The 12,801-nt window shown below is 67.2% G+C and carries 12 protein-coding genes and 1 rRNA gene; 4 read left to right on the top strand and 9 right to left on the bottom strand.

Going from position 1 to position 12,801, the window contains the following annotated elements; genetic code table 11:
* The first annotated feature begins 5 nt into the window (after positions 1 to 5).
* Positions 6 to 122, top strand: a 5S ribosomal RNA gene (gene rrf, locus ACJJV7_RS05765).
* A 162-nt stretch (positions 123 to 284) separates the two neighbouring features.
* Here the strand turns inward: rrf and ACJJV7_RS05770 are convergent.
* The 5 genes from ACJJV7_RS05770 to ACJJV7_RS05790 all read right to left on the bottom strand — a co-directional run bounded on the left by ACJJV7_RS05770 (position 285) and on the right by ACJJV7_RS05790 (position 4,757).
* Complete coding sequence (locus ACJJV7_RS05770; protein WP_405373084.1) at positions 285 to 1,019, bottom strand: amino acid ABC transporter ATP-binding protein; 735 nt, start codon at positions 1,017 to 1,019, stop codon at positions 285 to 287.
* Positions 1,016 to 1,864 carry an amino acid ABC transporter permease gene (locus ACJJV7_RS05775; protein WP_405373085.1) on the bottom strand — a complete coding sequence of 283 codons (849 nt, stop codon included), beginning with the start codon at positions 1,862 to 1,864 and terminating at the stop codon, positions 1,016 to 1,018. Before ACJJV7_RS05775 ends, ACJJV7_RS05770 begins: the two co-directional genes overlap by 4 nt.
* Positions 1,865 to 1,884: 20 nt before the next feature.
* Positions 1,885 to 2,745, bottom strand: coding sequence for an ABC transporter substrate-binding protein (locus ACJJV7_RS05780; RefSeq protein ID WP_405373086.1), 861 nt, complete (start codon positions 2,743 to 2,745; stop codon positions 1,885 to 1,887).
* Between the two features lie 199 nt (positions 2,746 to 2,944).
* The gene (locus tag ACJJV7_RS05785) at positions 2,945 to 3,850 is read right to left on the bottom strand and encodes a carbohydrate ABC transporter permease (RefSeq protein ID WP_405373087.1); all 906 of its coding nucleotides are present in this window, start codon (positions 3,848 to 3,850) and stop codon (positions 2,945 to 2,947) included.
* The gene (locus ACJJV7_RS05790) at positions 3,840 to 4,757 is read right to left on the bottom strand and encodes a carbohydrate ABC transporter permease (protein ID WP_405373519.1); all 918 of its coding nucleotides are present in this window, start codon (positions 4,755 to 4,757) and stop codon (positions 3,840 to 3,842) included. Before ACJJV7_RS05790 ends, ACJJV7_RS05785 begins: the two co-directional genes overlap by 11 nt.
* A gap of 224 nt (positions 4,758 to 4,981) precedes the next feature.
* Here ACJJV7_RS05790 and ACJJV7_RS05795 point away from each other — a divergent pair, with 224 nt between their 5' ends.
* The 3 genes from ACJJV7_RS05795 to ACJJV7_RS05805 all read left to right on the top strand — a co-directional run bounded on the left by ACJJV7_RS05795 (position 4,982) and on the right by ACJJV7_RS05805 (position 9,132).
* On the top strand, positions 4,982 to 5,953 hold the full coding sequence (locus tag ACJJV7_RS05795; RefSeq protein ID WP_405373088.1) for a LacI family DNA-binding transcriptional regulator: 972 nt from the start codon (positions 4,982 to 4,984) through the stop codon (positions 5,951 to 5,953).
* A gap of 149 nt (positions 5,954 to 6,102) precedes the next feature.
* Complete coding sequence (locus tag ACJJV7_RS05800) at positions 6,103 to 7,419, top strand: ABC transporter substrate-binding protein (RefSeq protein ID WP_405373089.1); 1,317 nt, start codon at positions 6,103 to 6,105, stop codon at positions 7,417 to 7,419.
* Between the two features lie 69 nt (positions 7,420 to 7,488).
* Positions 7,489 to 9,132, top strand: coding sequence for an MGH1-like glycoside hydrolase domain-containing protein (locus tag ACJJV7_RS05805; protein ID WP_405373090.1), 1,644 nt, complete (start codon positions 7,489 to 7,491; stop codon positions 9,130 to 9,132).
* 14 nt (positions 9,133 to 9,146) lie between these two features.
* Here ACJJV7_RS05805 and ACJJV7_RS05810 read toward each other — a convergent pair whose 3' ends face one another.
* Genes ACJJV7_RS05810 through hpaD form a run of 4 tightly spaced genes read right to left on the bottom strand, consistent with a single transcriptional unit; the run spans position 9,147 to position 12,796 of the window.
* A complete protein-coding gene (locus ACJJV7_RS05810) occupies positions 9,147 to 10,025 on the bottom strand; it encodes a glycoside hydrolase family 43 protein (protein ID WP_405373091.1) in 879 nt (292 codons plus the stop codon).
* 43 nt (positions 10,026 to 10,068) lie between these two features.
* Positions 10,069 to 10,854: an HpcH/HpaI aldolase/citrate lyase family protein gene (locus ACJJV7_RS05815; RefSeq protein ID WP_405373092.1), complete on the bottom strand. Its 786-nt coding sequence runs from the start codon at positions 10,852 to 10,854 to the stop codon at positions 10,069 to 10,071.
* Positions 10,839 to 11,624, bottom strand: a complete 786-nt coding sequence (locus ACJJV7_RS05820; protein WP_405373093.1) for a 2-keto-4-pentenoate hydratase — start codon at positions 11,622 to 11,624, stop codon at positions 10,839 to 10,841. The genes ACJJV7_RS05815 and ACJJV7_RS05820 overlap by 16 nt, the downstream gene beginning before the upstream one ends.
* Positions 11,625 to 11,632: 8 nt before the next feature.
* Positions 11,633 to 12,796 carry a 3,4-dihydroxyphenylacetate 2,3-dioxygenase gene (gene hpaD / locus ACJJV7_RS05825; protein WP_405373094.1) on the bottom strand — a complete coding sequence of 388 codons (1,164 nt, stop codon included), beginning with the start codon at positions 12,794 to 12,796 and terminating at the stop codon, positions 11,633 to 11,635.
* Positions 12,797 to 12,801: the final 5 nt, after the last annotated feature.

The raw sequence follows: 12,801 nt of genomic DNA on the forward strand, positions 1-12,801 counted from the left end.
AGTGTTTCGGCGGCCATAGCGTGAGGGAAACGCCCGGTTACATTCCGAACCCGGAAGCTAAGCCTCACAGCGCCGATGGTACTGCAGGGGGGACCCTGTGGGAGAGTAGGACACCGCCGGACTTCTTTTATACGAAAGCCCCGACCAATGCTGGTCGGGGCTTTCGTGCGTTAACGCGTCAGTTCGCCCTGACAGGGTGGTGGGTGCTCAATTCCGGCGCGACACCGGGCGGTGCGCGCGCGGTCGGGTGCATCCGACGCACCGCACCGGTTTTCGCGCGGCGATCAGGCGGTGAAGCGTGCGAGGAACTCGCGCGTGCGCGCTTCGCGCGGGCGCTTGAGCACCTGTGCCGGCGAGCCTTCTTCGATGATGGTGCCGGCATCCAGGAAGATCACGCGGTCTGCGACATCTCGGGCGAAGGCCATCTCGTGGGTGGCCATGAGGATCGTGGTGCCGTCTGCGGCTAGCTCCCGCACGAGCTCGAGGACTTCACCAACCAGCTCCGGGTCGAGAGCGGAGGTGATCTCGTCGAGGAGGAGCACCTCCGGTTCGGTCACGATCGCCCGGACGATGGCCGCGCGCTGTTGCTGCCCGCCGGAAAGACGGTCGGGATGCTTCTTCGCGTGCGCTTCGAGCCCGACCCGTGCGAGGAGCGACATGGCGCGGTCCTCGGCGGCGGCTCGCGGCATCCGATGGACGACACGGGACGCGAGCGTCACGTTGTCGAGCACGGAGAGGTGCGGGAAGAGGTTGAAGCTCTGGAACACAGCACCCAGGCGCGCGCGTACGCGGTTGCCATCGACGCGAGGATCGGAGATGTCCTCGTCTCCGAGGAAGATCTGGCCGTCGTCGATCGGTTCGAGGAGGCCGACGCAGCGGAGGAGGGTCGATTTGCCCGAACCGCTCGCTCCGATCAGGGCGACCACCTCGTGCGTGGCCAGCGCGACATCGACGCCGGACAGCACCTCGCGGTCGCCGAATGATTTGCGGATGCCGGTCGCGCGGAGGAGCGCGGTCACAGGAGGGATCCCGACTGCTCGCGTTCGCGGAGTCTGGCGGTGTACCAGTCGGTGAGTCGGATCGTCGGGATCGCCAGAAGGACGAACAGCAGGCCCGCGACCACGTAGGGCGTGAAGTTGTAGGTCACGGCGACGACAGATTTCGCGCCGGCGATCGCGTCGACGGCGGAGAGGATCGAAATGAGTCCGACATCCTTCTGCATGGAGATGAAGTCGTTCATAAGCGGCGGCGTCATCCGGCGCAGCGCCTGGGGGAGTACGACTCGGCGAAGCGTCTGCGCATGGCCGAGGCCGAGCGCGCGTGCCGCGAGGCGTTGAGAGGGGTGTACGGACTCGATGCCGGCACGGATCACCTCGGCGACGTAGGCCGAGTACGTCAGGGTGACGGCAACGACGCCCAGGAGGATCTCGTTGACCCTCTCGCCGAGGATCGTCGGCAGCCCGAAGCCGACGAGGTACAGCACGATGATGAAGGGAACACCGCGGAAGAGATCGGTGTAGCCGGCCGCGAGGACGCGGAGGGGGAAGAACACCGGGCCCGGGAGCGTACGCAGGAGGGCGACGACGAGGGCCACGATTCCAACGGTGATGACCGAGAACGCGAGGACCGTCACATTGATGAGGAACCCGTCCCACACCTTCGGCAGAGCCTGGACGGCGATCGCCGGGTCGAAGAAGGTCTGCTGGACGGCCGCCCACCCCGGGGTGTTGATGACCGTGAGCCAGACGACGCCCGCGAAGACGAGTGTCGAGACGATCGCCACCCACACCGAGCGGCGCTCGCGTCCTCGACGGTAGGCCCGTCGGTCGAGCTCGAGCGCGCTCGGGGGAGGAAGTGTTGTCACGAATCGACGTTAGCGCCCGGTCACTCCAGGAGCGTCACGCCCTGCCCCGAACCGAGCCACTCGTCGGTGATCTCGGCAAGGGTTCCCTCGTCACGGAGTTCGTCGACGGCATCCGTCACCGCGTCGGTCAGCGGCGAATCCTTCGCCAGGAGCAGGCCCCATTCGTCGGGGATCCCGGCAGCGGGAAGCTCGCCGACGATGAACGAATCCTCGATGTACTCCGCGGTCGCGAAGTAGGCCGTGGGCAGGTCGAGCACGATGGCGTCGATCTGACCGGCATTCAGCGCCGCGACGGCATCCTCGTTCGAGTTGTACGCCTTCGCTTCGGCATCCGGCGCCGTCTCGGCGAGTGTCGTGGCGCTCGTCGAGTTCGCCATCACTCCGATGGTGAGGTCGGCGAGACCCGCGAGCGAATCGACGCCGTCGGCCGCGCCGCCCTTGACGGCCACGACAGCTTGACTCGCCGCATAGTAGGGGGAGGAGAAGTCCACGCCCTGCTTGCGTTCGTCGGTGATCGTGTACTGCTGGATGTTGATGTCGAAGCTCTTCGGTCCGGGCGCGATGGCCGCCTCGAAGCTCGTCCGCACCCAGGTGACCTCATCCTTCGCGAAGCCCAGCTTGTCTGCGACTGCGTAGGCGACCGCGGACTCGAACCCCTCGCCCGACTCGGGCTCGTCGTCGATCACGTACGGGAAGTAGGCGATCTCACCGGTCGCGACGGTGAAGGTGCCGGGAGTGACGAGATCGTCGGGCGACGGCTGGCCGTCGACGGCGGCAGAGGGCGTGGTCGACGGGCCCGCTCCGGCGCATCCCGCCAGGAGGAGCGCCGAGGCGGCGGTGGTCGAGAGCAGGGCGATGCGCAGAGCGGAACGACGGGACATGCGGGCCTCCGTTTGGGCCGAGAACCTCGGCTGAGGGATCGGCGTCTCCCGAAGGCTGTCGTCGGGTGCCGAGCCCCATTCTCGCCTGCCGTCTCCGTCGGGACGATCAGCCGGGTCGATTTGTTACACGCCCGACACCCCAATCGCTCCCGTGTTCTGTGCGCCGCTCATGAATGCGGGGCGCACAGAACACTGCCCGTTATTTCAGTCCGGACGTTGCCGCCCCTCGCAGCAGGAATCTTTGGCCGAACAGGAAGACGAGGAAGAGCGGGATCAGTGACACGACGCTCATTGCGAACATCGAGCCGTAGTCCGAACTCGACTGCGCATCGAGGAACCCCTTCAGAGCGAGCGAGGCGGGGAAGAGTTCGGGCAGGCGCAGGTAGATCAAGGGGCCGAAGAAGTCTCCCCACGTCCAGATGAAGGTGAAGATCGCGGTCGTCGCGAGGGACGGGACGATCAGGGGCAGGGTGATCTGGAAGTAGCTGCGGATCTGGCCGGCACCGTCGACGCGGGCCGCCTCGAACAGCTCCTTCGGCAGACCACGGATGAACTGGACCATGAGGAAGATGAAGAAGGCCTCCGTCGCGAGGAACTTCGGCGCGATGAGAGGAAGGAAGGTGTTCAACCATCCGAGTTCCTTGTAGATCAAGAACTGGGGGACGAGCAGGACCTGGAAAGGCAGCATGATCGAGCCCAGCATCACCGCGAAGGCGATCGTGCGCCCACGGAACTGGAGCCGGGCGAACGCATAGGCCGCCATCGAGCACGACAGCAGGTTCCCGACGATCGCGCCGAGGGCGATGATCGACGAGTTGACCAGGAAGACGCCGAAGGGCGCTTGCAGGTCGTTCCACCCGTTCGCGTAGTTCTCGAAGGTCACATCCGTCGTGAAGATGCTGAGGTCTCGGAAGATCTCATCGTTCGGCTTGAGGCTCGAGACGACGAGCCAGATGAGCGGATAGATCATGATGAGCGACACGAGCACGAGCAGCGTGTGCTTGATGATCGAACGGATGCCGCTTCGCCGACCGACAGGACGCCTGCGCGGTCGGGGCCGGATCACGGCGTCCGGGCGGACGAGGGTTTCAGTTTCAGTCGTCATAGAACACCCAATACTTCGAGAGCCAGAAGTTGAACGCGGTGAACGCGGCGATCACCAGCAGCAGGAACCAGGACATCGCCGATGCGTAGCCCATGTCGAGCTCGGTGAACGCCTCCTTGTAGAGCAGCAATGTGAAGAACATCGTCGCGTCGCTCGGGCCACCGGTGCCGCCGGAGACGACATAGGCCTGTGTGAACGATTGGAAGGCGAAGATGATCTGAAGGACCAGGTTGAAGAAGATCACCGGGGTGAGGAGGGGGAAGGTGATGGAGAAGAACTGCCGCAGCCGACCCGCCCCGTCGATGGAGGCCGCTTCGTAGTACATCTCGGGGATCTGCCGGAGCCCGGCGAGGAAGATCACCATCGGAGAGCCGAAGGTCCATACGTGCAGGACGATCAGTGTCCCCAGCGCGTAGTCCGGGTGGCCGATCCACCCGGGGCCCTCGATTCCGAAGACGGCGAGGAACCCGTTGACCAGTCCCTCCTTGCCGAATACCTGCCGCCAGAGGATCGCGATCGCCACGGACCCGCCGAGCAGCGACGGCAGATAGAAGACCGACCGGTAGAACGGCAGGCCTCGCATCCCCTTATCGAGAAGCAGTGCGAGGCCCAGCGCCAGGGCGAGCTGCAACGGAACGCCGACCAGGACGTAGATCGTCGTGACCTTCATCGAATTCCAGAAGCGGGCGTCGCCGAACATCTCGGTGATGTTGTCGAGCCCGGCCCACACCGGAGGCTGCAGCAGGTTGTAGTCGGTGAAAGACAGGTAGAGCGATGCGAGGACTGGGCCGAGGGTCAGGCCGAGAGTTCCGATCAACCAGGGGAGCAGAAAGAAGAACGCCGCCTTGTTGTCTGGATATCGCACCTTCACGCGCGTCGGGGTCGTGGCTTTCCGCGATCGTGCGATCGTGCGGAGTTCGCCGAGGCTGCTCACATGACCTCCTCATCATTCGTGAATTAGTCGGAAACCACAGCATATGAGAAAGCGGTTTCTCGCAGGGATGATTATTGACCTCTGTTCGTCGATTCGTCAAGCGACCGCCCGGTATCGTGTGAGCGTCCGGGTGTCAGCACGCGCTCGACGGGAGGAGCTCCGTGGCGGAACATCGGGGGAACGCGACTATTGCCGACGTGGCGAAGGCCGCGGGTGTCTCACCGGCGACGGTCTCCCGAGTGACGAACAATCGGTTCGCCGGCGAGCCAGCGATCGCGGAGAGGGTCAGAGGCGCGATCGCCGAACTGGGCTATGCGCCGAGCCCCGTGGCCCGGAGCTTGGCGCTCGGGCGCACGCACGTCGTGGCGTTCGTGGTACCCGATCTGGCAAACCCCTCGTTCCAGTCGGTGCTCGCGGGCCTCAGTAAGACGGCCGCCGGTGACGGATATCGTGTCCTCGTGGCCGACTCGGGGGAGTCGGCGGCGGAAGAGGCGCCGCTCGCGATGGAGATCCGACGGCGCACGGATGCCATCGTCCTCTGCGCCCCCCGCATGCCGGAGGAGGAGTTGGCCGCTCTGATCCCTCGCCTGGGACCGGTGGTCTTGGTCAATCGGCGGGTCGAAGGATCGTCCGCGCCGTCTCTCGCCGTGGATTACCGTCGCGGCATCGAGGTCATCGCGCAGCACCTGTACGACATGGGTCACCGCGACATGGCGTATGTCTACGGCCCCGAGCGGAGTGCGTCCAATGCGTTGCGCGAGCGGGGGATCGAGGATTTCCTCGCGGTGAACTCCGATGTGACCATCCGCCGGATCGCCGCGGGAGCCGGGTCTGAGGAAGGGCGCGCAGCAGCGGACGCCGTTCGGGCCAGCGGTGCGACGGCCGCGATGGCGTTCAACGATCTGGTGGCCATCGGGCTCATCGGAGGTCTGCGGGAACTCGGCGTTCAGGTGCCCCGTGACGTGTCGGTGACCGGTTTCGACGACATCCCTCTCGCCCGGTTCCTCGACCCTGCGCTGACGTCCGCATCGGTGCCGCACGCGGAGCTGGGCGTTCTGGCGTGGAGCCAGATGCGCGCGGTGATGGCGGGGGCGGATCCGGGGCCGCACGCGCTCTTCGAGCCGCGGCTCGAGGTCAGGCGATCCACCGCGGCGCCCGTTCGGCGCTGAGCCGAGCTTGCCTGCGGGGAGCGGGATCACAAGTTTGTTGCCGCTGAGCACATTTCTTGACTCCGCATCGCGAGCAGTGCTAGCTTCCCCGAGAAAGCGATTTCTCGCCGATGTCGGCGATCCACGGCAACAACCTGAAATGAGGCGCAATGATGCGTAAACGAGCTATCCGCGGAACGATCGGCGCTGTCGCGGCCGTGTCCGTGTTCGCTCTCGCCGGGTGCTCCGGCGCCGGGTCTCCTGCCGGCGACGGGTTCGACCCCGATGAGGAGATCGAACTCGAGATCTCCTGGTGGGGCGACGACGCCCGGGCTGTCCTCTTCGGAGAGGTCATCGACAAGTTCGAGGCCGAGTATCCGAACATCACCGTCGTGGAGACGCCGGTCGGCGCGCCCGATGACCTCTTCAACCGGCTGGCGACGGACTTCGGAGCCGGTGCGGATACGGCACCGGATGTCTTCGCCCTGGGTGGGGCCAAGCCGCAGGAGTACGGTTCGCTCGGCGCGCTGCTCGATCTCGGCACCGTGAGCGAACAGCTGGACACGTCGGACTACCCCGAGTTCTCTCTGACCAATGCGATCGTCGACGAGAAGCTGTATGGCCTGCCGACCGGCGGCAACGCCACGGCGGCTTTCATCAACGGGGAGATCTTCGAACGAGCGGGCGTCGAGGTCCCCACCGGCGACTGGACGTGGGAAGACCTCATCGACGCCGCGGGTGAGATCGGCGATGCCGGTCTCGAGACGGAGGGTGGACAGCAGATCGTCGGGATCGACTTGCGCATCCACGACATCATCGGCACCTACGCCGGTCAGGTGAGCGAGGTCGGGATGTACGACTGGGACGGCACCCTTGGCGTCACCGCCGATCAGATGGCGAGCTGGTACGAGATCGAGGAGGAGCTCGCCGCGGCCGGCGCGCTCCCCGACCCGTCGGTCGTCACGGCGAACTGGGCTCTTCCGCCGGACCAGCAGCCGTTCACCCTGGGGCAAGCCGCCATCACGTTCGGGTACAGCAATCTCATGAGCGCCTACTCGACGGCAGGTGATGACGTCCAGATGATGCTGCCGCCCACCTCCACCGACATCTCAGGCGTCGCCTTGCTGCCCTCCGCCTTCTGGTCGATCAACGCCGCGACGAAGCATCCCGAGGCTGCCGCCCTCCTCGTGGACTGGTTCCTCCACGAGCCCGAAGCGGCGAAGCTGATCCTCGACACCCGAGGCGTCCCCTTCAACCCCGCGACCCTCGAAGTGGTCTCCCCGCTCCTGAGCGGACCGAGTCAGATCGCTGCCGACTACGTCGAAGTGGTCCTCGACGAGGGCGTCGTCGCTCCGCCGCAGCCGGCGGGGGGCGCCATCATGAACGAGCTGTCTCAGCGCATGGAGTCCGAGGTCCTCTTCGGCCGGGCCACTCCGCAGGAGGCCGGCCAGCGTTGGGTCGATGAGCTGACATCCGCGCTCGGATGACGTGAGGTCGGTGGCGGGCGGTCTCCGGGCCGTCCGCCACCGACCGCCGCCGACAGAGAAGGAGAATCGATGACAGCCCTGCGACGCCAGGACACCTTGCGCGCGTTGCGCTCCGCGGACGTGGCCGCGCGCGCCGGCATCGCCGGCACTCCGCTCGGCGAGGAGATGGCGCGGGCCGATGTGCGCTTCGTCGCGCGCGGCGGGCCGCTCGAACGCCGGTGGGACGACGCGCTCCGCGAGCTGTCGTCGTGTATCCGGCCGATCATCGGGGCCGATCCAGTCCTGAACGAGGGCGGCCCGTACGACGGATGCTGGATCGAGAGCACGGGAACGGTGAACGTCGACGTCCTCACTCGGTTCGCTCCCGATGTCGCCGCGCGCACGCTGCGACAATTCGCGGTGCACCAGCGCGAGGATGGCATGATCCCGTACAAGGTGGCGCCCACCGGGCCGGGGTTCAGCCAGATCCAGATGGTGACGCCGCTTGCCCGCACCGTTTGGCGTCATTACCTCGCGACGGGCGACCGCGAGCTGCTCGCGGCGCTCTACGGCGCCATGGTCCGGCACGACGCGTGGCTCTTGCGCTATCGCAACACCCGCGCCACGGGCGGCGTCGAGGCCTTCTGCGCCTTCGACACCGGCCACGACCTGTCACCGCGATTCTGGTTCGCTCCTGATCGTGCCCTGCATGCGGATGCGCGCCACTGTGATCCGTCCGCTCCCCTCATGCCGTACATCGCTCCCGACCTGACCGCGAACGTAGCGTGCCAGCGCGAGTATCTCGCCCTCATCGCACAGGAACTCGGAGACGACCCCGGGCCATGGTCGCAGGCGGCAGCAGAGTCCCGCGCGGCGTTGTACGATCAGTGCTTCGTGGCCGAGGACGGCCAGTTCTACGACCGTGACGGCTCAGGCGCCCACGTGCGCATCGCGACGGACGTCCTCGCGCGGGTTCTCGCCTGCGAAGTCGGAGACGGCGAGTTCTTCGCAGCGAGCCTCCACCGCTATCTCATGAACACCCGGAAGTTCCTCGCTCACTACGGGTTCACGACCATCGCGATGGACGACCCCCGCTTCGACCACGACTCCGGCCGCAACTCCTGGGGTGGGCCGGTCAACTTCCTGGCACTGCTTCGCGCCCCCGACGCCTTCGACCGCCACGGGCACGTCGCGGAGCTCGCGTTGACGGCGGCGCCCGTGCTGTCAGCCCTCGCCATCGAGGGACGGTTCCCGCAATGCCTGGACCCCTGGTCGGGAGATGCCGGGTACACCGAGGTGTACGCGCCCGCCATCCTCTGGTACCTCGATGCGCTCGAACGGCTCAGCGGCGTGATGCGTCGGGGCGACGGTTCGGTGTGGCTGTCGGGCCTGACTCCGACGCGTCTCGAGCATGGCGCCTCGGCTGAGACGCTCGCGTTCCGTCGCGCCATAGACGGGCATCGCTGGGAACTGGTGGGAGATGACGAGACGATCGAGGTCTTTCGCGATGGCGCCGCCTTCGTCACGTTCCCGCGAGGGTGGCGGGTGACCGTCGATCCGTCGGGCGCAGTGGACACGGTGGTGGGTCTCAGTCCGGCGACCGTGTCCGGCACTCTCCGGATGCCGGGTCTCGATCTCGAGCTGTCGGTCTCCGCCAACCAGATCGTCCGGGTGGGCGAGGGGCGGCCGGAGCACGCCGGCGGCCCGCGGTTCGTGGCGCCCGTCTTCGATTGATCTGTCTCCGCTCGTCATCGCCGCAGAGCGAGGCCGTCGGCTGTCTCCTCGAGAGGGAAGATCCGTGCCCGTTCGTTCGGGGTGTCGTTCGGTGAGTGGAGGGTCAGGTTGAGCCCGCCCATCAGATCGCGGAAGATCATCCCGTGCCCGCCGTCGGCGGACCAGATCGGTTCGGCGGACTGATGCCATGGGCCGAGTACGGACCCGGACGTCGAGACGGCGACACCCATCGCATAGCCGGACGCTCCACCGCTCGACCACAGCATCATGAGCCGCGCGTCGGAAGCGCGGTGCAGGAAAGGTCCGTCTGTGACGTGGACCCGTTCGAACTCCGGGCGCGGGATCGGCTGAGACCACGGCGCGGTCGACGCGGAGAAGAGAAGGACCGGTTCGCCGACGGTGTCGCGAAGGTCGTCGGTCAGGCGGATCGCATGGACCTCGCCGTCGCCGACGTCCTTCCACTCGTGGCAGAAGACGAGGTAGGGGATTCCGTCCTCGACGTGCAGTGTTCCGTCGAGGCATTCCCATGCCCGAGGAGTGAGGGGGCCATCCGACCACGGCGAATAGGGGCCCTCCGGGCGCTCGGCGCGGAGTACTTGGGTTCCGCGCGTGAACCCGGGGGCCGTGAAGGTCGCGAAGAGGTAGAACGCTCCGGCGTAGGGGTGCACCTCCGGAGCCCAGTACTGCGTGTGCGACCAGAAATCGGGTGCCGGGCGGAACGCCGGGATCGGACCGTGCCAGACCTCGAGATCGTCGCTCCACCACGTGTCGAACCCGATGGCCGGCCCATCCCAGATGTTCGGATCCGTGCTGCCGAACAGCCAATAGCGTCCGTCCTGCTCGTCCGTCAGCACGTAGGGATCTCTGATCTGAATCTGGTCGAGGCGGGCCATCCCCACACCCTATGGCACAGAAGGCGCCGGAGAAAACGCTTTTTTAGCCGCTCGGCGCCGTCGTCCAGCGTGCGGCGAGGGTCTCCGATCCCCTCGCCAGGAGGGTGACATCGGCGCCGACGGCGAGGAAGTCCGCCCCTGCGTCGACGTACGCCCGGGCGGCATCCGGATCGAAGGCGTTCACTCCGACGGGCGTGCCGGACGCGTGCACTGCGGCGAACGCGCGCCTCACCGCCGCGGTCACGTCGGGGTGCGTCTGCTGCCCGAGGAGCCCCATCGATGCGGCCAGGTCGCTCGGCCCCACGAACACGCCGTCGACGCCGTCGACCGCCGCGATCGCCGCTGCGTTCTCGACACCCGCCGCGGTCTCCACCTGCACGAAGAGGGACACATGCCGGTCTGCCTCGACGGCGTAGTCGTCGACCCTGCCCCAGCGTGCCGAGCGGGCGAGCGCCGCGCCCACACCCCGGCGACCGCGTGGCGGGTACCGCACGGCGCTGACGGCGTCGGCCGCCTGCTCGGCGGTGTCGACCATGGGCACGAGGATGTTCTGCGCGCCGACGTCGAGGACCTGCTTGATCGTGACGACATCGCCGATCGGCACCCGCACGACCGGCGTCACACGCGACGCCGCAACCGCCTGCAGCTGCGCCATCACGGACTCGAGGCCATTGGGGGAGTGCTCCATGTCGATGAGCATCCAGTCGAACCCGGCACCGGCGCAGATCTCGGCCACGAGCGGGGACCCGGAACAGACCCAGATGCCGGCGAGCGGACGGTCGGCGCCGGCCAGCGCGTCGCGGAAGGTCGGATTCAGCGGAAACGGCATTCGATCACTCCCATCGGACCATAGTCGCAGCGGATGTCATCGCCGCGCGAGACCCAGACGGGCCGGGTGAAGGACCCCGCGAGGATGATCTCGCCCGCCTCCAGGCGGTCGCCGTGCTGGTGGACCTTGTTCGCCAGCCAGGCGACCCCCGCGGCGGGGTGGCCGAGGACGCCCTGCGCGACGCCGGTCTCCTCGATCTCACCGTTTCGCGACAGGACGCCGGGCACCCAGCGCAGATCGAGCTCGTCCGGCCGGCGGTGCTCGTCGCCGAGCACCATCGCCCCGTAGGCCGCGTTGTCGCTGATCGTGTCGACGATCGTGCGGCCCTCGAGCTCGATGTGCGAGTTGAGCACCTCGAGCGCGGGAACCGCGTAGTCGATCGCCTCGAGGGCGTCGTCGAGGGTGCAGTCGGGTCCTTCGAGGGGCGCGGCCAGGACGAAGGCCAGTTCCACCTCGACGCGGACATTCGAGAAGTGATCGACGGGGATGCTGTCGCCCGATCGGTAGACCGTGTCATCGAACATGACGCCGTAGTCGGGTTCGGTGATGCCGGTCGCCTGCTGCATCGCCTTCGACGTCAGGCCGATCTTGCGACCGACCAGGCGGCGGCCGCCGGCGATCATACGGTCGCGCCACACGCCTTGGATCGCGTACGAATCCTCGACGGTCGCGTCGGGGTAGCGCGCGGTGATGCGTGGGATGACCCCATGGGTCCGATCGGCCTCGGCCAGCTCGGCGGCGATCGACGCGATCTGTTCGTTCGTCAGCATCCGCCCGCTCACAGTTGGTGACCCAACTTGTACTCGCCCTGCTTGTACGACGGCATCTCCTCGGCATCGCCCTCGCGCGTGTACGAGAACCCGTCGGCGCCGATGGTCACGGCCATCTCGCTCCGGTGCTCCCGCGCGCGGACCGGCTGCGGGTTGCCGTCGAGGTCGAGGACGAGGGAGGCCTCGGTGTACCACGACGGCACGACGGGGTTGCCCCAGAAGTCGCGGCGCTGGTTGTCGTGCACGTCCCAGGTGATGACGGGGTTGTCGGGGTCGCCGGTGTAGTAGTCCTGCGTGTAGACCTCGACTCGGTGCCCGTCGGGGTCGCGCAAGTACAGGTAGAACGCGTTCGAGACGCCGTGCCGGCCGGGACCGCGCTCGATGGCATCCGACAGGCGGAGCGCCCCGAGCTTGTCGCAGATCGCGAGGATGTTGTGCTTCTCGTGGGTCGCGAAGGCGACGTGGTGCATGCGGGGGCCGTCGCCGCCGGTCGCCGCAGTGTCGTGCACGGTGGGCTTGCGTCGCATCCATGCGGCGTAGACGGTGCCCTCGTCGTCTTGGATGTCCTCGGTCACCCGGAAGCCCAGGTCCTGGTAGTGCCGGACAGCGCGCGGGACATCGGGGGTGACCTGGTTGAAGTGGTCGAGCCGGACGAGCTCACCCGGTATCTGCAGGTCGTATCGCCATGACAGCCGCTCGACGTGCTCGCTCTGGTGGAAGAACTCGTACGGGAATCCGAGCGGATCCTCGACGCGCACCGAGTCGCCGATGCCCTTCGTGAACCCGTCGGGGCGGCGCTCGACGCGGCATCCGAGTTCCGTGTAGAACGCGGCGGCGCGGTCGAGGTCCTCGGGGCTCCGCACCCGGTAGGAGAACGCCGCGACGGCCGCGATCGGGCCCTTCCGCAGCACGAGGTTGTGGTGGATGAACTCCTCCGTCGAGCGGAGGTAGACCGCCTCGTCGTCCTCCTCGGTGACGTGCAGCCCCAGGATGTCGACGTAGAAGCGGCGGGATGCCGCGAGGTCGGTCACGACGAGGTCCATGTATGCGCAGCGCAGGATGTCGGGGGCAGGCGAGGCCGGGGTGGCGACCGGGTCGTCGGCGCGGATGGGGGCCTCGGCGGAGACGTAGAAGCCGGATGACGTCTTCGTCATCCCGTCGCGGTGTGTCATGTCAG

This window comes from Microbacterium sp. Ld4 (assembly GCF_045066555.1).
Lineage (GTDB): Bacteria > Actinomycetota > Actinomycetes > Actinomycetales > Microbacteriaceae > Microbacterium.

Bases quoted from the DNA above. Each gene is read 5' to 3' on its own strand.
- ACJJV7_RS05780 (WP_405373086.1), bottom strand. From the start codon at position 2,745: ATGTCCCGTCGTTCCGCTCTGCGCATCGCCCTGCTCTCGACCACCGCC.
- ACJJV7_RS05785 (WP_405373087.1), bottom strand. From the start codon at position 3,850: ATGACGACTGAAACTGAAACCCTCGTCCGCCCGGACGCCGTGATCCGG.
- ACJJV7_RS05800 (WP_405373089.1), top strand. From the start codon at position 6,103: ATGATGCGTAAACGAGCTATCCGCGGAACGATCGGCGCTGTCGCGGCC.
- ACJJV7_RS05805 (WP_405373090.1), top strand. From the start codon at position 7,489: ATGACAGCCCTGCGACGCCAGGACACCTTGCGCGCGTTGCGCTCCGCG.
- ACJJV7_RS05810 (WP_405373091.1), bottom strand. From the start codon at position 10,025: ATGGCCCGCCTCGACCAGATTCAGATCAGAGATCCCTACGTGCTGACG.
- ACJJV7_RS05815 (WP_405373092.1), bottom strand. From the start codon at position 10,854: ATGCCGTTTCCGCTGAATCCGACCTTCCGCGACGCGCTGGCCGGCGCC.
- ACJJV7_RS05820 (WP_405373093.1), bottom strand. From the start codon at position 11,624: ATGCTGACGAACGAACAGATCGCGTCGATCGCCGCCGAGCTGGCCGAG.
- hpaD (WP_405373094.1), bottom strand. From the start codon at position 12,796: ATGACACACCGCGACGGGATGACGAAGACGTCATCCGGCTTCTACGTC.